Source organism: Rhizomonospora bruguierae (genome assembly GCF_018397995.1).
GTDB classification, from domain to species: domain Bacteria; phylum Actinomycetota; class Actinomycetes; order Mycobacteriales; family Micromonosporaceae; genus Rhizomonospora; species Rhizomonospora bruguierae.
Genome location: NZ_BBQH01000019.1, coordinates 133,837 through 151,344 on the forward strand (window position 1 = coordinate 133,837; position 17,508 = coordinate 151,344).

General features: G+C 73.8%; 19 protein-coding genes and 1 pseudogene. 7 read left to right on the forward strand and 13 right to left on the reverse strand.

From position 1 onward, the window contains the following. Positions 1-34 precede the first annotated feature (34 nt). The 3 genes from KJS59_RS10895 to KJS59_RS10905 all read right to left on the reverse strand — a co-directional run bounded on the left by KJS59_RS10895 (position 35) and on the right by KJS59_RS10905 (position 2,758). Complete coding sequence (locus tag KJS59_RS10895) at positions 35-1,000, reverse strand: hypothetical protein (RefSeq protein ID WP_213452690.1); 966 nt, start codon at positions 998-1,000, stop codon at positions 35-37. Positions 1,001-1,194: 194 nt separating this feature from the next. Then, on the reverse strand, positions 1,195-1,854 hold the full coding sequence (locus KJS59_RS10900) for a hypothetical protein (RefSeq protein ID WP_213452692.1): 660 nt from the start codon (positions 1,852-1,854) through the stop codon (positions 1,195-1,197). A gap of 124 nt (positions 1,855-1,978) precedes the next feature. Continuing rightward, positions 1,979-2,758, reverse strand: coding sequence for a hypothetical protein (locus tag KJS59_RS10905; RefSeq protein ID WP_213452694.1), 780 nt, complete (start codon positions 2,756-2,758; stop codon positions 1,979-1,981). A gap of 62 nt (positions 2,759-2,820) precedes the next feature. Here KJS59_RS10905 and KJS59_RS10910 point away from each other — a divergent pair, with 62 nt between their 5' ends. Continuing rightward, entirely contained in the window at positions 2,821-4,008 is a 1,188-nt protein-coding gene (locus KJS59_RS10910; protein ID WP_249714040.1) for a DNA recombination protein RmuC, read from the forward strand. A gap of 80 nt (positions 4,009-4,088) precedes the next feature. Here KJS59_RS10910 and KJS59_RS10915 read toward each other — a convergent pair whose 3' ends face one another. From KJS59_RS10915 to xseA, 3 genes are all read right to left on the reverse strand, one after another. Next, the gene (locus tag KJS59_RS10915; RefSeq protein ID WP_213452697.1) at positions 4,089-4,460 is read right to left on the reverse strand and encodes a hypothetical protein; all 372 of its coding nucleotides are present in this window, start codon (positions 4,458-4,460) and stop codon (positions 4,089-4,091) included. A 152-nt stretch (positions 4,461-4,612) separates the two neighbouring features. Next, entirely contained in the window at positions 4,613-4,810 is a 198-nt protein-coding gene (locus KJS59_RS10920; protein WP_213452699.1) for an exodeoxyribonuclease VII small subunit, read from the reverse strand. A 73-nt stretch (positions 4,811-4,883) separates the two neighbouring features. Next, on the reverse strand, positions 4,884-6,107 hold the full coding sequence (gene xseA, locus KJS59_RS10925; protein WP_213452700.1) for an exodeoxyribonuclease VII large subunit: 1,224 nt from the start codon (positions 6,105-6,107) through the stop codon (positions 4,884-4,886). Positions 6,108-6,272: 165 nt separating this feature from the next. Here xseA and KJS59_RS10930 point away from each other — a divergent pair, with 165 nt between their 5' ends. Together KJS59_RS10930 and KJS59_RS10935 are read left to right on the forward strand one after the other, a co-directional pair. Then, on the forward strand, positions 6,273-7,256 hold the full coding sequence (locus KJS59_RS10930) for a 4-hydroxy-3-methylbut-2-enyl diphosphate reductase (protein WP_213452701.1): 984 nt from the start codon (positions 6,273-6,275) through the stop codon (positions 7,254-7,256). A gap of 138 nt (positions 7,257-7,394) precedes the next feature. After that, a complete protein-coding gene (locus KJS59_RS10935; RefSeq protein WP_213452702.1) occupies positions 7,395-8,315 on the forward strand; it encodes an NADP-dependent oxidoreductase in 921 nt (306 codons plus the stop codon). A 20-nt stretch (positions 8,316-8,335) separates the two neighbouring features. On the opposite strand, the gene KJS59_RS10940 is transcribed toward KJS59_RS10935, so the two are convergent. Next, positions 8,336-8,839: a DUF4245 domain-containing protein gene (locus KJS59_RS10940; RefSeq protein ID WP_213452703.1), complete on the reverse strand. Its 504-nt coding sequence runs from the start codon at positions 8,837-8,839 to the stop codon at positions 8,336-8,338. Positions 8,840-8,962: 123 nt separating this feature from the next. On the opposite strand from KJS59_RS10940, the gene glpX reads away from it, so the two are divergent. Next, positions 8,963-9,982, forward strand: coding sequence for a class II fructose-bisphosphatase (gene glpX, locus KJS59_RS10945; protein ID WP_213452704.1), 1,020 nt, complete (start codon positions 8,963-8,965; stop codon positions 9,980-9,982). Here the strand turns inward: glpX and KJS59_RS10950 are convergent. The 6 genes and pseudogenes from KJS59_RS10950 to KJS59_RS10975 form a co-directional block, all read right to left on the reverse strand. Further along, positions 9,979-10,947, reverse strand: a complete 969-nt coding sequence (locus KJS59_RS10950; protein ID WP_213452706.1) for an NAD(P)/FAD-dependent oxidoreductase — start codon at positions 10,945-10,947, stop codon at positions 9,979-9,981. The genes glpX and KJS59_RS10950 overlap by 4 nt on opposite strands. Positions 10,948-11,089: 142 nt before the next feature. Continuing rightward, on the reverse strand, positions 11,090-11,728 hold the full coding sequence (locus KJS59_RS10955; protein WP_249714041.1) for a rhomboid family intramembrane serine protease: 639 nt from the start codon (positions 11,726-11,728) through the stop codon (positions 11,090-11,092). Positions 11,729-11,832: 104 nt separating this feature from the next. Further along, complete coding sequence (locus KJS59_RS10960; protein ID WP_213452708.1) at positions 11,833-12,507, reverse strand: aggregation-promoting factor C-terminal-like domain-containing protein; 675 nt, start codon at positions 12,505-12,507, stop codon at positions 11,833-11,835. A gap of 252 nt (positions 12,508-12,759) precedes the next feature. Further along, positions 12,760-14,034, reverse strand: coding sequence for a PhoH family protein (locus KJS59_RS10965; protein WP_249714049.1), 1,275 nt, complete (start codon positions 14,032-14,034; stop codon positions 12,760-12,762). Between the two features lie 469 nt (positions 14,035-14,503). Beyond that, the gene (locus KJS59_RS10970) at positions 14,504-14,815 is read right to left on the reverse strand and encodes a hypothetical protein (protein WP_213452711.1); all 312 of its coding nucleotides are present in this window, start codon (positions 14,813-14,815) and stop codon (positions 14,504-14,506) included. A 212-nt stretch (positions 14,816-15,027) separates the two neighbouring features. After that, positions 15,028-15,321: pseudogene (locus tag KJS59_RS10975) on the reverse strand (hypothetical protein); the annotation flags it as partial. A gap of 241 nt (positions 15,322-15,562) precedes the next feature. Between KJS59_RS10975 and KJS59_RS10980 the strand changes: the two are divergent. From KJS59_RS10980 to otsB, 3 genes are all read left to right on the forward strand, one after another. Then, the gene (locus KJS59_RS10980; protein ID WP_249714042.1) at positions 15,563-16,006 is read left to right on the forward strand and encodes a helix-turn-helix domain-containing protein; all 444 of its coding nucleotides are present in this window, start codon (positions 15,563-15,565) and stop codon (positions 16,004-16,006) included. A 174-nt stretch (positions 16,007-16,180) separates the two neighbouring features. Next, entirely contained in the window at positions 16,181-16,546 is a 366-nt protein-coding gene (locus tag KJS59_RS10985) for a hypothetical protein (protein ID WP_213452713.1), read from the forward strand. 75 nt (positions 16,547-16,621) lie between these two features. Continuing rightward, positions 16,622-17,479: a trehalose-phosphatase gene (gene otsB, locus KJS59_RS10990; RefSeq protein WP_213452714.1), complete on the forward strand. Its 858-nt coding sequence runs from the start codon at positions 16,622-16,624 to the stop codon at positions 17,477-17,479. The last annotated feature ends 29 nt before the right edge of the window (positions 17,480-17,508 follow it).

Sequence of the window (17,508 nt, forward strand, 5' to 3'; positions counted from 1 at the left end):
CGGCGCGCACCACGCCACCCGGCCCGGTGCCCGCTCACGGCACGCCCGCCGGCTCCGGCAGGGCACGGGCCGTGGCGGCGACGCCCGCCCGCAACCGGTTCACGTAGGCCAGCTCGACGGTGCGCATGACCTCTGCCGGCGACCGGCGGATGCGTACCGGCGTGAAGTGCAGCACCTGGACCCCGTACGCGGCCAGCTCGTTGTGCCGGGCGAGCGTGCGCGCCCACTGCTCGGGCAGGATGTGGTACTCCCGCGAATCCACCTCGATCGCCAGGGCGGCCTCCTCGATCCAGCCGTCGGGCGTGGGCAGTGGGCGACCGGTCAGCGTGGCGAGCCGCGGATTCCACCGGATCCGGGGCAGCACGGCCGAGGCGGCCAACAGCTCCCGCAGCTCGGCCTCGGGCGCCGAGCAGACGCCGGCGGCCACCTCCGCCAACACCAGCCGGAGCAGGGCGCTGTGCTGGCGGGGACCGGAATCCAGCTCCCGCTGGATCGAGGCGGGGGTGGTGATGCCGCGCCGTACCGCCTCGCTCACCATGGCCCGCACGGCGCCCAGATCTCCGCTCCACCGGGCCGCGTCGGCGACGCTCCGGGCCGCCGAGCAGAGGTCGAACGGGCAGATGCGGCAGGGCTCGGGCTCCGCCCGTATGGTGCGGTGGATCCGCACGAAGCCGGCCGGGCGCCGCTGCCGGGCGTGCGGCACCAGCACGCGCACGAACCGGTCCTCCGGCACGTACCGCAGGCCGTGCACGGTCGCCGCGGCGGCGCCGGTGAGCAGCGCACCCGGGCCGCCGTAGAGCTGTGCGGCGAGCAGCCGCTGCCGCCGTGAGAGGCCGCCCAGGCCCGACGCGTACACGCCGGGCAGCACATCGCGGAGCACACCGTCGAGCAGGCGGCGCCGGATCGCTGCGCGGGACAGCCCGAGCCCGATGAGCTGGTCCTCGCGGACCAACCCGTCCTGCCCGCGCAGGACCGCCCTGAGCGGCGCCTCCCCCGTCATGCGGACGACTCTTCCGCCCCGCGACGAGCCCCGGCAACGCCTGTGGAAAACGCTCATGATCGTGGTGGAGACACGCCGCAGACACACGGTGCGCCGTCACCACGATCATGAACGAGGGGTGCGGTGCCCCGCCGCCGAGGCGGGTTCGCCGGGCGGTAGGGGCTCGGCGGGGGAGAAGCCTCCGCGGCCGGCTCCTACCAGCGGTAGACGGCGCGGAGGCCGACGGCGACGGCGGCCAGGCCGAGGCCGATGAGCAGGGTGGCGCTGGAGATGCGGTAGCCGCTGCGATCGGTGCGCAGCCAGATGGCGTTGCCGGCCATGACGACGCCGGCCAGGGCGATGAACCAGCCCCACCAGTGGTACCCGGCCCGCTCGACCGGCTCGCCACCGCCGACGCGCAGTTGGAAGGCGGCGCCGAGGGCCAGGGTGACCGCCGCGACGCCGGCGAAGGCGCCATGGACGGCCCGGCCCGCGGGTTCGGCGGGCCACCAGCGGACGGTGCCGAGCAGCGCGGCGGCCGGGAGCACGATCATCAGCGGCCAGCACCGGCCCATGGCACCGAACATCAGGATCGCGCCGACCGCGAACCCGATCGTCGCGAAACAGAAGAGCGTGTACCCGGCGGCGGCGCGCACGCCGCGACCGGTCATCATCGAGCCGCCCACCGCGGCGATGCCGGCGGTGGGCAGCAGGATGAAGTTGGCCCACCAGTGCCGGCCGGCCTCGCCCGCGATCGTGGCGGTGGTGTTCACCGCCAGCACGGCGGCGGTGCCGAGGGCGGCGCCGATCCAGTAGGCCACCGGGCCGGCGCCGCGCGCTCCCGCGGCCATCCGTGGTCCCGCCTCGACGGTCATCGCGCTTCTCCCCCGGTCCGACTGTGACACCACGAATCATGGTTGTCGGGCCGGTGGGTCACCATCCCGCTAGCCCTACCGCCGGGCCTGCGGCGGGCCCCCGGGCCGTGAGCATGGCGACCGGTCAGAAGTCGCCGCCGCCGAAGTCGCCGCCGAAGTCGCCACCGCCGAAGTCGCCGCCACCGTCCCAGCCACCGCCGCCGTCGCCGGCGTCGCCGAACCCGGCATCACCGCCGCCGAAGTCGTTGGCCGCGTCCTGGAAGCCCTCCTCGTAACCGGCCGCGTACCCGTACCCCGGGTCCGCGAACGACGGCGAGAACAGCGCGTCGAAGATGAGCATGCCGCCGATCGCGCCGGCCGCGCCCGCCAGCGCCGGCTTCCACAGGGGCTGCGAGTACCAGCCGGACGGGACGGGACGGCCCTGTACCCGGCCGCCCGGGTAGTAGTAGGGGGTGTCGCTGCCGGGGTTGGGACCGGCGCGGTAGTGCTGCCCCTGCACCTCGACGTCGCGCTCCTTCGTGAGCTGGCCGGCGCCCTGCGCGGCGGCCAGCGGCGGCACCTCGGGGCCGGGGTCGAGGCCCATGGCCACGCGCGCGGCACGGATGTAGGCCAGGCCCTCCAGGGCCGTCTCCCGCGCCAGCACGAACTGCCGCGCGGTCTGCGCCTGCTGAAGCTGGCTGCCGGCCGCGTTGTACCGCTCCGAGGCGTCGCTCAGCGCTTGGCGGACCGCCGGCTCCTCGCCGCGCAGGTTCATCACCTGGCCGCCGAGCCGCTCGTACCAGCGCTGCGCCTCCGCGCGGGCGTCGGCCAGCTCACGCGCCTGCCGCCCGGCGCTCTCCCGCCGCCACCACGTGAAGAGGCCGATCACGAGAACCACCAGGACAACGAGCCATAACCATGTCATGCGTCGAAGGTACGTCGTCGCGTCGCGGTCGCGTCGTCGTACCCGTTTGGCATGCTCGCGGTGTGGACGCGTCGACAGTGGTCGTGGTGGTGGTCTGCCTGCTCGCCGGCGGTGCCCTGGGCTGGTTGCTGGCCCGGGCGCGCGGCGGCACTGAGCTGGCCCGACTCCAGGCCACGCTGGCCGCCACGCGGGCCGGCGAGGCGCGGCTGGAGCAGGCGATGCGGGCACTGTCGTTCGAGGCGACCGCCCAGTCGCAGGAGGCGGTGGCGCGGGCGGTGGCGCCGCTGCACGAGACGCTGCGCCGGTACGAGCAGCGGGTGGCCGAACTGGAGCGCGAGCGGGTCGACGCGTACGCCGAGCTGCGCGAGCAGGTGCGGGCGATGAGTACGGTCTCCGGCGAGCTGCGCACCGAGACCAAGCAGCTGGTGTCGGCGCTGCGCGCGCCGCAGGTGCGGGGCCGCTGGGGCGAGCACCAGTTACGCCGGATCGTCGAGGCGGCCGGGATGCTGGAGCACTGCGACTTCGCCGAGCAGGTCACCGCGGCCACGGACGACCGGGGCGTGCGCCCGGATCTCGTGGTCCGGTTGCACGGCGGCCGCAGCGTGGTGGTGGACGCGAAGGCGCCGTTCGAGGGGTACCTGGCGGCCATGGAGGCGCGCGACGATCGCGGCCGCGCCACCAGCCTGGACGCGCACGCCAAGCAGCTGCGGGCGCATGTGGACGCGCTGGCCGCCAAGTCCTACTGGTCGGCGTTCGCCCAGGCGCCCGAGTTCGTGGTGCTGTTCATGCCGGCCGACCCGTTCCTCGACGCGGCCCTACAGCGGGACCCGGCGCTGCTGGAGCACGCGTTCAGTCGGAACGTGGTGCTCGCCACACCGGCGACGCTGGTCGCGCTGCTGCGCACGGTCGCGTACTCGTGGCGGCAGGAGGCGCTGGCGCGCAACGCGGTGGCGGTGCACACCCTGGCGCGAGAGCTGTACGGGCGGCTGGGCACGCTCGGGGAGCACGTCGGGCGGCTCGGCGGGGCGCTGGGCGGCGCGGTGACCGCGTACAACCGCGCGGTCGGGTCGCTGGAGGCGCGGGTGCTGGTCAGCGCCCGCAAGCTGGCCGAGCTGGGGGTGTCGGGGGAGGATCTGACCACGCCGGCGCAGGTGGAGGTGGCACCCCGCCAGCCGCAGGCGCCGGAACTGCTCGACGAGGAGCCGGACTGGCCCGCCGACCAGCCGCTCCCCCTCCCGGATCCGCGCTGACCAGCCACCCCAGGGGCCGGAAGCGCGGGACCCGAACCAGCCACGCCGGCTCCGGCGCCGGAAGCGCCAGGCAGCGAGGGTCAGGAGCCGTGGGGGCCGGGCAGGCGGTTGGGGCGGCCGTAGCCGGGGGTGTCGGCGTCCGGCTCCGGGCCGAAGGCGCCGTGGACCGCGGCCGAGAGCTGCATCGCCAGCTTGGCCTGGGCCATGCGGGAGCAGTCCAGGATGGCGCGGGCCAGGTCGCCGGGCGCCAGGCGCATGGCCGCCTCGGTGAGGTGCAGACCGCTGAGCCCTCCGGCGGAATCGACCGTCACCTCCACGGCGCCGTTCACGCCGGCGTGCACCACGCTGACCTGCGCCATCGCATCGCGGAGCTGGTCGGCCTGGCCAAGCTGCTCGTCGATGCGTTCGGCGAACCGGCGCAGGAACTCCTCGTTGGCGTCGTCGTACGCCACTGTGTCCCTCCCCCCAGCCGCCTGCTCCCAGGGGCCCCGGCCGGAGGGGAGCCCACCGCGCGGCGGCGATGTTCACCCACCGTAGCGAGCCGAGCGGGAGAAGCGAAGCACGCGCCCGGCCCGGAACCGGCGGAGCCGTGACTGTTTCGCGACTACTCCTCGGCGCGGGCGGCGCGGGCCTGCTCCAGGCGGGCGCGGGCGCCATCCAGCCAGCGCTGGCAGGTCAGCGCCAGCTCCTCGCCGCGCTCCCAGAGGGCCAGGGACTCCTCCAGGGTGCCGCCGCCCTGCTCCAGGCGCTCGACCACGCTGGCCAGCTCCGCCCGGGCCTGCTCGTAGCTCAGCTCAGCCATGCCGCCCAGTCCACCCCAGACCGCTCGAAGTCCGACTCGCCGGGGCGCCGCCAACGCCACGCGACGGGCCCGGTCACGCGCCCACCACCTTAGCGGCGACCTCGCCCTCGCCGAGCCGCAGCCGCAGCGCGTCGCCGTCGGTGACCTCGCCGGCGGCGCGGACCACGTGCCCGTCCGAGCGCTGCACGATCGCGTACCCCCGCTGGAGGGTCGCCGCCGGGGACAGCGCCCGCAGCCGGGCGAGGGTGTGCGCCAGGTCGTCGGCGGCCCGCGAGACGCGGTGGTCGAGGGTGCGGGCGGCCCGGTCGCGCAGGGCGGCCACCTCGGCGGCGCGCTGCTCGATCATGAGGTGGGGCCGGGAGAGCACCGGTCGGGAGCGCAGCGCGTCGATGCGCTGCCCCTCCCGGTCCAGCAGGACCGCGATGGACCGGTCCAGCCGCTGCCGGGCCACGCGCAGCGACGTCAGCTCCTCGCCCAGGTCGGGGACGATCCGCTTGGCGGCGTCGGTGGGGGTCGAGGCGCGCAGGTCGGCGACGTAGTCCACCAGGGGCGCGTCGGTCTCGTGGCCGATCGCGGTGACCACCGGCGTCCGGCAGGCGAAGACCGCCCGGCACAGCGCCTCGTCCGAGAAGGGCAGCAGGTCCTCGACGCTGCCGCCACCGCGGGCCAGCACGATCACGTCGACCGTCTCGTCCCGGTCCAGCATGCGCAGGGCCTCCACCATCTGCGGTACCGCGGTGGGCCCCTGCACCGGCACGTTGACGACCCGGAAGTCCACGGCCGGCCAGCGGCGCCGGGCGTTGGTGAGCACGTCCCGCTCGGCGGCGCTGGCCCGCCCGGTGATCAGGCCGATCCGGTTCGGCAGGAACGGGGGGCGGCGCTTGCGGGCGCGGTCGAACAGGCCCTCGGCGGCGAGCAGTTTCTTCAGCTTCTCCAGCCGGGCCAGCAGTTCGCCGAGGCCGACCTGGCGGATCTCGTCGGCGCGCAGGCTGAGCGTGCCGCGGGCGGGGTAGAACTCCGGCTTGGCGTGCAGCACCACCCGGGCGCCGTCGGTCAGGTTCGGGGCGCCGGCGTCGAGCACGTCCCGGTGGGCGGTGACCGTGAGGCTGAGGTCGGCGGACGGGTCGCGCAGGGTGAGGAACACCACGCTGGCGCCGGGGCGGCGGCTGATCTGGGCGATCTGCCCGTCCACCCACACCCGGCCCAGCCGGGCGATCCAGGCGCTGAGCTTCTGGCTGACCACGCGCACCGGCCACGGCTCGTCCGCCGTGCTGCGGGGTACCTCCGCGTCGCTCACCCGCTCACCCTACGGCGGCCCGCCCGGCCGTCGCGCCGCGCTCGCCGGGGCGTCCGGTCAGCAGTCCCTGACCTCACCGAGCGGCTCCTGGATCACCATGCACGCGCTCCCCTGGTGCACCGGTGGCCCTGCGCGCTGCCGATGGCACCATCTGCCAGCCGTACCATGGGTGGCGTGACTGACCAGCCGAAGCGTGTTCTGCTCGCCAAGCCCCGCGGCTACTGCGCCGGTGTCGACCGCGCGGTGCAGACCGTGGAGGAGGCACTCAAGCTGTACGGGCCGCCGGTCTACGTGCGCAAGGAGATCGTGCACAACCGGCACGTGGTCGCGACGCTCCAGGAGCGGGGCGCGATCTTCGTGGCGGAGAACGAGGAGGTGCCCGAGGGGTCCATCGTGATCTTCTCGGCGCACGGGGTGGCCCCCGAGGTCTACGAGCAGGCCCGCGAGCGCGACCTCAAGGCGATCGACGCGACGTGCCCGCTGGTGACCAAGGTGCACCAGGAGGCCCGGCGGTTCGCGGCCGACGACTACGACATCCTGCTCATCGGCCACGAGGGCCACGAGGAGGTCATCGGGACCACCGGCGAGGCGCCGGCGCACATCCAGCTCGTGGACGGCCCGGAGGCCGCCGACTCGATCAAGGTGCGGGATCCGGAGAAGGTCGTCTGGCTGTCGCAGACCACGCTGTCGGTGGACGAGACGCTGGAGACGGTGGCCCGGCTGCGCAAGCGGCTGCCGCTGCTGATGTCCCCGCCGAGCGACGACATCTGCTACGCCACCCAGAACCGGCAGCAGGTGGTCAAGCAGATCGCCGCCGACTGCGACGTGATGATCGTGGTGGGGTCGCGGAACTCGTCCAACTCGGTGCGGCTGGTGGAGGTGGCCCTGGACAGCGGCGCCCGCGCCGGCCACCTGGTGGACTACGCGCACGAGATCGACGACGCCTGGCTGACGGGCGCCGGCACGGTCGGCGTGACCTCCGGCGCGAGCGTGCCGGAGGAGTTGGTGGCGCAGGTTCTGGAGTACCTTGCGGCGCGCGGCTTCACCGACGTGTCGGAGGTCACCACGGCGCAGGAGCGGCTGGTCTTCTCGCTCCCGCAGGAACTCAAGCGCGACATGCGCGCCGCCGCGGCGACCCGCGGCGCCTGAGCGAACACAAGCGGGCCACACCCGCGCCTCCGGCGCCCGATCGCCCGCCCCGGCCGGGGCGCTCCGAGTTTCAACCGCCGCCACCGGTGGCACCCTCCTCGTACTGCGGATGGCGGGACGGGCGGAGGAGCGGCGAGAATGCCGAAGGCGGTCATGTTCGACAGGTACGGCGACGTGGACGTGCTGCACGTCGCCGAGGTACCGCGGCCGGTGCCCGGCGCGGGCGAGGTGCTGGTCCGGGTGCGGGCGGCCGGGATCAACCCCGGCGAGATCGCGATCCGGGAGGGCGAGCACGCCGAGCGTTGGCCGGCGACGTTCCCGTCCGGTCAGGGCAGCGACCTGGCCGGCGTGGTCGAGGAGGTCGGGCCGGGGGTCAGCCGGTGGCATCCGGGCGACGAGGTGATCGGCTGGACCGACCGGCGGGCCAGCCAGGCCGAGTACGTGGTCACGAACGAGCACGACCTGGCCGGGAAGCCGCAGCGGCTGCCGTGGGAGGTGGCGGGCGCCCTGTTCGTGGCGGGCACGACGGCGTACGCGGCGGTGCGCGCGGTCGTCCCGCAACAGGGCGAGACGCTAGTCGTTTCGGGCGCGGCCGGCGGTGTGGGATCGCTGGCGGTGCAGCTTGCCCGCAGTATGGGCGCGACCGTGATCGGCCTGGCCGGTCCGGCGAACGCGGAGTGGCTGCGGGCGCACGGCGTGATCCCGGTGGAGTACGGCGAGGGCCAGGCCGACCGGGTGCGCGAGGCCGCCGGCGGGAAGGTGGACGCGTTCATCGACACGTTCGGCACCGGCTACGTGGACCTCGCCGTGGAACTGGGCGTGCCGGCCGGGCGCGTCAACACCATCCGCGACTTCGAGGCGGCGGCGAAGTACGGGACGCACATGAAGGGGAACAGCGACGCGGCCAGCGCGCAGGTCCTGGCCGACCTGGCCGCCCGGCTCGTGGACGGGCGGCTGGAGTTGCCGGTCGCCGCGACCTACCCCCTCGACCGGGTGCGGGACGCCTACCGGGAACTGGCCGAGCGGCACACCCGCGGCAAGATCGTCCTCGTTCCCTGAATCTGGGGTCCGGGTGCCGTTCAGGCGCGGAGCGCGGCGGCCAGGCTGGTCAGCTCGGCCTCCGCGGCGTTGCCCAGCACCACCACCGTCCGGCTCGGCTCCAGCAGGACCAGGCCCGACTCGCCCGGGCGCCCCGCGTACCGCTGCCACGTCCGCCCGGCGATGTCGACCGTACCCAGGGGCCGGGCCGTGTCGGACAGCTCGGCGTGGATCGCCTGGCCCGGGTCGGTCGTACCCGGCCGCTCGACGAGCTGCACACCGCCGCCCTTCGGGGTGCGGTACCCGATCCGCAGCGTCCGGTCGCGGTAGGTGGCGCGGATCGGCTGCCAGCCCGACGGCAGCCCGGCCGGCTCCGCGACCGGGAACGCCTTCGCCGCCCGCGCGTCGGCCACCGCCGGCGCCGGGTCGACCACCACCGGCTGGTCACCGCCCTGGACCACGCGGTAGATCGCCACAACGACGACCACCGGTATCAGCAGCACCAGAAGCGACAGCAGGATGTCGCGGGGACCTCGCGTACTCACCCGGCCATCCTGCCCGAACCGCGATCCGGGCCACTTTTGGGCACCGACCGGCGCGCGACCGGCGGCGGGCATGCCACTATGCGACGCATAGCCGACCGCCCCGCCGTGCCGCGAGGAGGAGCCATGACCGCACCCCGTACCCCCCAGGATCTCGATCGCAACCTGGCCCTGGACCTGGTCCGGGTCACCGAGGCGGCGGCGATGGCCGCCGGCCGCTGGATCGGCCGCGGCGACAAGGAGGGCGGCGACGGCGCCGCGGTCGACGCGATGCGCAAGCTCATCAACGCGATGCCGATGAGCGGCGTGGTGGTGATCGGCGAGGGCGAGAAGGACAACGCGCCGATGCTCTACAACGGCGAGCGGGTGGGCGACGGCACCGGCCCCGAGGTGGACGTGGCCGTGGATCCGATCGACGGCACCACCATGATGAGCAAGGGCATGCCGAACTCGATCGCGGTGCTCGCGGTCGCCGAGCGGCACGCGATGTTCGACCCGAGCGCCGTGTTCTACATGGAGAAGCTCGTGGTGGGCGCGGACTGCGCCGAGGTCATCGACATCGAGGCGGGGGTGGCGGAGAACCTGCGCCGGATCGCGAAGGTCAAGAACAGCAGCGTCAGCGACGTGACCGTCTGCATCCTGGACCGCCCGCGCCACGCCGACCTGGTCCAGCAGGTGCGCCAGGCCGGCGCGCAGATCCGGTTCATCCTCGACGGGGACATCGCCGGCGCCATCTCCGCCGCCCGCGAGACGTCCGATGTGGACGTCCTGATGGGCATCGGCGGTACGCCCGAGGGGATCACCGCGGCGTGCGCCCTCAAGTGCATGGGCGGCGCGATCCAGGCGAAGCTGTGGCCGCGGGACGAGGCCGAGCGGGCGAAGGCGCTGGCCGCCGGGCACGACCTGGACCGGGTGCTCACCACCGACGACCTGGTCACCGGGGACAACTGTTTCTTCGTCGCCACCGGCGTCACCTCGAGCGAACTGCTGCGCGGCGTGCGGTACCGGGCCGGGGGCGCACACACCCAGTCCGTGGTCATGCGCTCCAAGAGCGGCACGATCCGCTGGATCGACTCGTTCCACCGGTTGGAGAAGCTGCGCCGGTACTCGTCGGTCGACTTCGGCGGCAGCCCGCTGATCTCCTAACCGGCGTCCGACGAGTGGCCCGGGAACAGGTGCGCGGCGGGGTCGATGACCACGGCGGCGTTGTTGACCGCGGTGGCCGCCTCCCCGAAGCCGGTCGCGATCAGGCGGACCTTGCCCGGGTACTCGGTGATGTCGCCCGCGGCGAAGACGCGCGGCCGGTTGGTGGCCATGCGGCTGTCCACCCTGATGTGCCGCCGGTCCAGTTCCAGGCCCCACTCGGCGAGCGGGCCGAGGTCGGCGGTGAAGCCGAGCGCGGCGACGACGGTGTCCGCCGGCAGGGTCTCGGTCGCCCCGCCGCGCACCGCGACGTCGCAGCCGGTGATCCGCTCCTCGCCGTGCACCTTCGCCACCTCGGCGTCGGTGATGATCCGCACCGGGAGTGCCCGCACCTTCGCCACGGTGCTCGCGTGCGCGCGGAACCTGTCCCGCCGGTGCACGAGCGTGACCGACCTGGCGACCGGTTGCAGCGACAGCGCCCAGTCGAACGCCGAGTCGCCGCCACCGACGATCACCACGTCGTGCCCGGTCAGCTCGGCGAGCCGGGGCACGAAGTAGACCAGGCCCTCGCCGGTGAACGCGGCGGCGGCGGGCAGCGGGCGCGGTGTGAAGCTACCCATCCCGGCCGTCATGATGATGGATCCGCAGTGCAGCGTCTCGCCGGAGGAGAGCGCGAGCACCGGCTTGTCGTCCAGGTAGGACAGATCGGTGGCCCGCACGCCGAGCAGGTACTCGGGGTTGACCGGCGCGGCCTGCTCCACCAGGTTCGCCACCAGGTCCCGGCCCCGGATGGCCGGGAAGCCGGCCACGTCGTAAATCATCTTCTCCGGGTACATCGCGGTCACCTGGCCGCCCGGCTCGGGCAGCGCGTCGATCACCGCCACGGAGAGCCCACGGAAGCCGGCGTAGTAGGCGGCGAACAGCCCCGTCGGACCCGCACCCACAATGGCGACATCGACCGCGCGCATCCAGGCTCCTCATCCGTCGACTCTCCGGCCGGGCGGATGACGCGAGGCAAGCGGTTTCTCACCCCCGGCCCGACCACTCGCCCGTCGCCAGACGCTACGACGGGGCGCGGGGCGCAGGCAAGGCCCCGACCGAGGGGCGGGCTCAGTCGGAGGTGAGGTAGCGGTCGGCGAGGTAGGTGGGGCCCTTGGGCCGGCGGAAGAGGACCGCGGCCAGCACGCCGCCGATGAAGCCGAACAGGTGGCCCTGCCAGGAGACGCTCGGATCGGCGGGAAGCACGCCGATGATCTGCCAGCCGTAGAGCAGGCCGATGAGGGCGCCCACGCCGAGGTGCCACCAACTGCGGTCCACCACGCCGCGGGCCAGCAGCAGGCCCAGGTACCCGAAGATGACGCCGCTGGCACCGACCACGATGGAGTCGCGGTCGCCGGTGAACCAGACGCCGAGCCCGCTGACCAGCATGATGACCCCGGTCGACCAGAGGAACCGGCGGGTGCCGGCGGCCAGCACGAACGTGCCCAGCAGGATCAGCGGGACGCTGTTGCCGTACAGGTGGGCGAAGCTCGCGTGCAGGAACGGCGCGAAGATGACGCCGTCCAGGCCGGTCAGGTGGCCGGGACGGATGCCGCCGGCCACGTCCAGGGCCTGGCCCATGCCCCGGTCGATGACCTCGATGAGGAACAGCACCGGCACGACGGCGCACATGGCGACGAAGGCGCGGCCCAGCGCGGCGTAGAACGCCTCGGTGCCGAAGCGGTAGGCGGCCTCGTCGTTGTTGTTCACCCAAAGAGTGCTACCAGGTCCGCTCCGGCTGAGCAACGCGGGACGAAGAAGGGGCACGGGCGAACCGCCCGTGCCCCTTGGTTCCACCGAACCCTCGAGGGGGTTCAGTACCAGCCTTCACTCTCCGACTGCGCCCACGCCTTGCAGGGCGTGCCGTACCGGCCCTTGATGTAGCCGAGGCCCCACTTGATCTGGGTCGCCGGGTTGGTCTTCCAGTCGTCGGCGACCGAGGCCATCTTGCTTCCCGGCACCGCCTGGGGGATGCCGTAGGCCCCGGAACCGGCGTTGGCCGCCTTGTAGTTCCAACCGCTCTCCTTGGTCCACAGCTTGTTCAGGCAGGGGAACTCGGAGATCGGGAAGCCGGCGTCGATCATCAACGCGCAGCCGGTCTTGCGGACGCCGCTGAACTCGTTGCACGAGGCCGGAATCGGACCCGTGTACGGCTTGGGGCCGCCCGTGGTGCTCTCGGTCTTCTGCTCGACCGCCTTCTCGGCGCGGCGGCCCTGTTCGGCCGCGTTCTGCGCCGCCACCGCGGCCTTGCGCTCGGCCTCCGCGCGAGCGGACCGCTCGCTGGATTCCCGGCGCTGCTCCTCGAGGGTCGCCAGCAGTTCCTGGTCGGCCGCCTCGGCGGCGGCGGCGCGGGCGGCCTGGACCTGCCGGTCCTGGCGGTTCTGGCCGACGTAGACCCCACCGGCGACGCCGGTGAGCAGGAGGCCGACGGCGAGTGCCCGGAGGCCGAGGCGGGTCCAGGTGGACCTGCTGGTACGGCGACTGGACAAAATCGTCCCTTCGTCGGGGGCTAGGACCGGCGCGGTCCACCCCGGCGCAGCGGGGCTGCGGGGCGATCACGCCGGGACCACCCGACCCTGCCCGGGTCGCGCCGAGGCCGGTGCGCCGCCTGGCTGGCGGCCGTCCGGGGCGCGGGCGGTCCGTCAGACACCCTGACAAACGGCCGCCCCGATGGGAAATCGAGGCGGCCGTTTGTGATTTGCGTCACGGGATTTTTCGGGGCAGAACCGCCCAGAAACGCGTCAGCGCGGGATGTCCTCCAGGAGGTCCGTCACCACTTCGGCGATTGCGGAGCGCTCCGACCGGGTCAACGTGACGTGCGCGAACAGCGGATGCCCCTTCAGGGCCTCGATCACCGCGGTCACCCCGTCGTGCCGGCCGACCCGCAGGTTGTCCCGCTGCGCCACGTCGTGCGTGAGCACCACCCGGGAGCCCTGCCCGATCCGCGACAGCACGGTCAGCAGCACGTTGCGCTCCAGCGACTGCGCCTCGTCCACGATGACGAACGCGTCGTGCAGGCTGCGGCCCCGGATGTGGGTCAGCGGCAGCACCTCGAGCATGCCCCGGGCCAGAACCTCCTCCATCACGTTCTCGTGGATCACCGCGCCGAGCGTGTCGAAGACCGCCTGGGCCCAGGGCGACATCTTCTCCGCCTCGGTGCCCGGCAGGTAGCCCAGTTCCTGCCCACCCACCGCGTACAGCGGGCGGAACACCACGACCTTCCGGTGCCGGCGGCGCTCCATGACCTGCTCCAGGCCGGCGCACAGGGCCAGGGCCGACTTGCCGGTGCCGGCCCGCCCGCCCAGCGACACGATCCCGATCGACTCGTCCAGCAGCAGGTCCAGCGCGATCCGCTGCTCGGCGGAGCGGCCGCGCAGCCCGAACGCCTCCCGGTCGCCGCGGACCAGCCGAACCGTCTTGTCCGCCAGCACCCGGCCCAGGGCGCTCCCGCGCGCCGAGGTCAGCACCAGGCCGGTGTGGATGGGCAGCCCCGCCGCCTCGTCCAGATCCAGCGTCTCCCCCGCGTACAGCCGGTTGACCTGCTCCTCAGCGAGCTCCAGGTCGGCCATGCCGGTCCAGGTGGCGTCCGCGGCCTGGCCGTGCCGGTACTCGTCGGCGACCAGCCCCACCGAGGCGGCCTTGACCCGCAGCGGCATGTCCTTGCTGACCAGCGTGACCGCCCGCCCCTCGGCGGTGAGCCCGAGCGCGACGGACAGGATCCGGGCGTCGTTGGTGTCGGCCCGGAACCCCAGCGGCAGCAGCGCCTGGTCGGCGTGGTTCAGCTCGACCCGCAGCGTGCCGCCGACGTCGTTGACCGGCACGGGCTCGTCCAGCCGCCCGTGCTTGACCCGCAGGTCATCGAGCAGGCGCAGCGACTGCCGGGCGAACCAGCCCAGTTCGGCGTGGTGCCGCTTGCCCTCCAACTCGGAGATGACCACCAGCGGCAGGACCACCTCGTGCTCGCCGAAGCGCAGGAAGCCGGCCGGGTCGGAGAGCAGGACGGAGGTGTCGAGCACGTATACGTGCGTGCGTGGAGCGGGGTCGGCGTCGACCGCCGACCCGGTGGTGCGACGAGCGGCCCGGACCCGCCGGGCGGCGGGGACGGTCGGGGCCTTGGTGGAAGCGGCGGAGTCGGGAGTGCGGCGATCGGTCACAGGCTCGCTCCGGCGGGCGAGCACCCGGGCGCCCGTGGTCCGCTCGACCGGTGCCCGGGGTCGGGGTCGGGTGCGGCCCCGTGCTGTGCTGGCGATCCGGGCCTCCGGCTGGTCCGGGAAGGCCCCGGTCCATGGGGTAGACGCTATCCGGAACAAGCCGCAAACGGCTAGGTTGACACCCATTGTTCAGGGCGGACACCCGTCCGGGCGGGGGAGCCCGGCCGGCGCGCATGCCCCCTGCGCGCACGCCGGCCGGGCTGGAACCGGTCACCCGGTCCCGGGGTGTGCCGGACGCCCGGTCGCATCCGGCACACCGGCTCGTGGCTGCCGCTCACTCCAGATGGGAGTGCCTTCCGCCGTTGGTCGCGGCCGCCACGAACGAGGCACCCGTGTACGTCGTCGACGAGCGAACGGCGGTGCCGTAAACGGTGCGAGTCGTGGGTGGCACCGTCAGCACCGAGGCGATGGCCGCCTGTGCCTCACGGCGCCGGCGGTTCCAGGCCGCGCGGTCGCCGTCGAAATATCCCTGCCGGTACCCGTACCGGTACCCCAGGTGGTAGCTGAGTTGCCCGTGCAGCCGCCCGGCGGCGTAGCTGGACGAGGTGAGCAGGAGGATGAAGAAGACTGCGAAGAACGGGCTCATCCCGGCGGGCCTCCGCGCTCGTCGTCCCGGAACTGGGTCGGGATGATCGGCCGCGCGCCGCTCGGCGGCGGCAGTGGCGGCTCGGCCGCCGGGTCGAGCGGGCGCTCCGGGTCCGGATCGAGTAACCGGTCGGGCGCGCGGTCGAACACCTTGCCGGCGGCGCTGTCGGTGGCACCGTCGGCCGCCCCGCCCAGCATCCCGAGGCCGGTGGCGAGGTCGCCGGTGGAGACGTCCTCCACCAGTTCGACGCTGATCCGGCAGCCGTCGATGACCGCCTCGGCCACGGACGCCCGGCGGATGTCGCCGGCCACGTCGTAGACCCGGACCGTCATCACGGGGCAGCCGAGGTGGGAGCGCCAGGCGTCCCACTCCGCACGCTCGCCGACGGACATGGACAGGTACCGGCACCCGCGCGCCAGGTAGAGCCGCCACGGGGCGCTGAGCCCGGCGGCCACCCCGTCGGCGACCAGACGGAACGCTTCGCCGCGGGTCGCCAGTCCGCTCATCGCTCTCCCCCCGACTCGACAATGAGACACGAACCGGTACGCAATGTCTCAAGCACGGGACATACCGTAGAGCGTCTCGCGTGCGTGACAGCATCGTCCATTCGGCTGATTCGTGAGGTCCATCCGGGCGACCTAGACTTGCGGGATGGAACCGGCCGGGCGGTGGTACCGCGTGTCACGTGGTCAGGACTACGGCGGGTCCCTCCGGGGCATTCCGGGAAACCGGACGTACCGTCGCGGCGTGCCCCCCGACACCGCTCAGCCGCGGAAACTCGCGTTCGCCGCGTTCGTCCGCAAGGCCCTGGACGACGCCCGCGCGATCCGCGCCTGGACCGGCGTCGAGGTGGCCCGGCGCACCGGCGTCTCCCGGCAGACCATCAACCGCTGGCTGCGCGGCGACTGGACCACCGACCCCGAACCGCAGCGCGTGGTCGCGTTCTGCGAGGGCCTGGGCATCTCGCCCACGGTCGCGTTCGGCATCCTCGGCTGGGACCGCTCCGCGCCCGCCCGCCCCGCGCCGCCACCGCCGCCGATGGACCCGGACGTCGAGGCGTTGCTGCGCCGCCTGGTCGACCCCAACGTCTCCGAGGCCGAGAAGTTCCACATCCGCGAGACCATCCGGTACCTCGCCTACCGCCCCCCGCTGCGCATCGAACGGGAGCGGGGCCAGGAGCGCGCCGGCTGACCCGACCGGGGGACGTTGTTCAAATGGCGCCAACCGCAGGCGCATGACCCGCGGGCACCGGGGGTACCGGCCGCCGAACGTACTGCTTGGGCTCGTCGTCGGCGGGGTGACGGGACAAGGCCGGATCAGCACCCTGGATGAGCACTGCGGGACAAGAAGGAGGGGTCATCGACCATGCCCCTGAAGTGGTGCGCCCTACTCGTCGCCGCCGTCGCCTCGACGGCCTGCCTCACCGCGAACCTGGTCGTCGGCGTGTCCGACGGCGGCTCGCCGACCCTGCTGAACCTCATCACGGTCGGCGCGGCCGCCGTGGCGATCGCGGTGGCCGTGGTCGCGGAGGGCTTCGAGCGACTCACCGGCCGGCTCAACCAACTCGCCGAGACGCTGGCGACCAGGCTCGACGAGCTGGACGCCCGGACCGGCGACCGGAACACCGGCTTCGTCGAGGGCTACCTGCTGCGGCACAGCCCGGAGGCGGCGGTCGTGCCGCTCGGCCCGCGCGGCTCCCAGCGACGCGCGACGATGGGCGCCGACGACTGACCCGCGCGCGCGGTCACGCCCGATCGGGCCGGCGGGAACGAACCGCGCGGCGGCAACCGCTTGTACGCTACGGCCATGCTGCCGATCGACGATGCGGACCGGCGTCCGGCCCGGCCGGTCTCCGCCGCCGAGGCGTGGAAGATCACTGCGGACCGGCCCGACCGGTGCGCGCTGTTCTTCGACTTCGACGGGACCCTCGCGCCGGTCCAGGACGATCCCACCGCGGTGTTCCCGGTTCCGGGCGTGACCGAGGCGCTCAGCGCCCTGGCCCGCGTCGTCGGCCGGGTGGCGATCGTCTCCGCCCGGCCGGTGGAGTTCCTCCGCGACCGGTTCCCCGGTATGCCGGACGTCGACCTGTACGGCCTCTACGGCCTTGAACGCAGCCACGGCGGGGGCGTCACCGAGACGGACCCCACCGCGCTGGCCTGGGAGCCGACCATGGCGGAACTGGCCGACCTGGCCCGCGCCGAACTGCCCGAGGGCGCCGGCGTGGAGTACAAGCGGCTCTCCGTCGCCCTGCACTACCGCCGGGCGCCGCACCTGCGCGACGCCGTGGAGCGGTGGGGCCGCGCCCAGGCCGACCGGCTCGGCGCCACCGCGCAGGGCGGCCGGATGGTGGTGGAACTCAAGCCCCCGGTCCGACTGGACAAGGGCACCGTGCTGCACCGCGCGCTGAACGGCTTCGACTGCGCCTGGTACTTCGGCGACGACGTCTCGGACCTACAGGCGTTCGCCGCCGTGCGGGCCCGCGCGGCCGGCGACGCCGGGTTCCTGGGCGTGTGCGTGGCGGTGGCGAACCCGGAGACCGGCCACGAGGTCTCCAGTTCCGCCGACCTGACGCTCGACTCGCCGGTCGCCCTCGCCGGCTTCCTGCGCACCGGGCTCGCCCTCCTGACCGCGCCCACCGGCACCCCCGACGCCACCGCGCACTGACCACGATGCGCGGGGTGGGCCGCGCCCGG

What these genes read in the sequence shown, in the direction of transcription:
- otsB (WP_213452714.1), top strand. Translation starts at nt 16,622, where the DNA reads ATGCTGCCGATCGACGATGCGGACCGGCGTCCGGCCCGGCCGGTCTCC.
- KJS59_RS10985 (WP_213452713.1), top strand. Translation starts at nt 16,181, where the DNA reads ATGCCCCTGAAGTGGTGCGCCCTACTCGTCGCCGCCGTCGCCTCGACG.
- KJS59_RS10900 (WP_213452692.1), bottom strand. Translation starts at nt 1,854, where the DNA reads ATGACCGTCGAGGCGGGACCACGGATGGCCGCGGGAGCGCGCGGCGCC.
- KJS59_RS10950 (WP_213452706.1), bottom strand. Translation starts at nt 10,947, where the DNA reads ATGCGCGCGGTCGATGTCGCCATTGTGGGTGCGGGTCCGACGGGGCTG.
- glpX (WP_213452704.1), top strand. Translation starts at nt 8,963, where the DNA reads ATGACCGCACCCCGTACCCCCCAGGATCTCGATCGCAACCTGGCCCTG.
- KJS59_RS10905 (WP_213452694.1), bottom strand. Translation starts at nt 2,758, where the DNA reads ATGACATGGTTATGGCTCGTTGTCCTGGTGGTTCTCGTGATCGGCCTC.
- KJS59_RS10895 (WP_213452690.1), bottom strand. Translation starts at nt 1,000, where the DNA reads ATGACGGGGGAGGCGCCGCTCAGGGCGGTCCTGCGCGGGCAGGACGGG.
- KJS59_RS10930 (WP_213452701.1), top strand. Translation starts at nt 6,273, where the DNA reads ATGGGTGGCGTGACTGACCAGCCGAAGCGTGTTCTGCTCGCCAAGCCC.
- KJS59_RS10935 (WP_213452702.1), top strand. Translation starts at nt 7,395, where the DNA reads ATGCCGAAGGCGGTCATGTTCGACAGGTACGGCGACGTGGACGTGCTG.
- KJS59_RS10920 (WP_213452699.1), bottom strand. Translation starts at nt 4,810, where the DNA reads ATGGCTGAGCTGAGCTACGAGCAGGCCCGGGCGGAGCTGGCCAGCGTG.
- KJS59_RS10970 (WP_213452711.1), bottom strand. Translation starts at nt 14,815, where the DNA reads ATGAGCCCGTTCTTCGCAGTCTTCTTCATCCTCCTGCTCACCTCGTCC.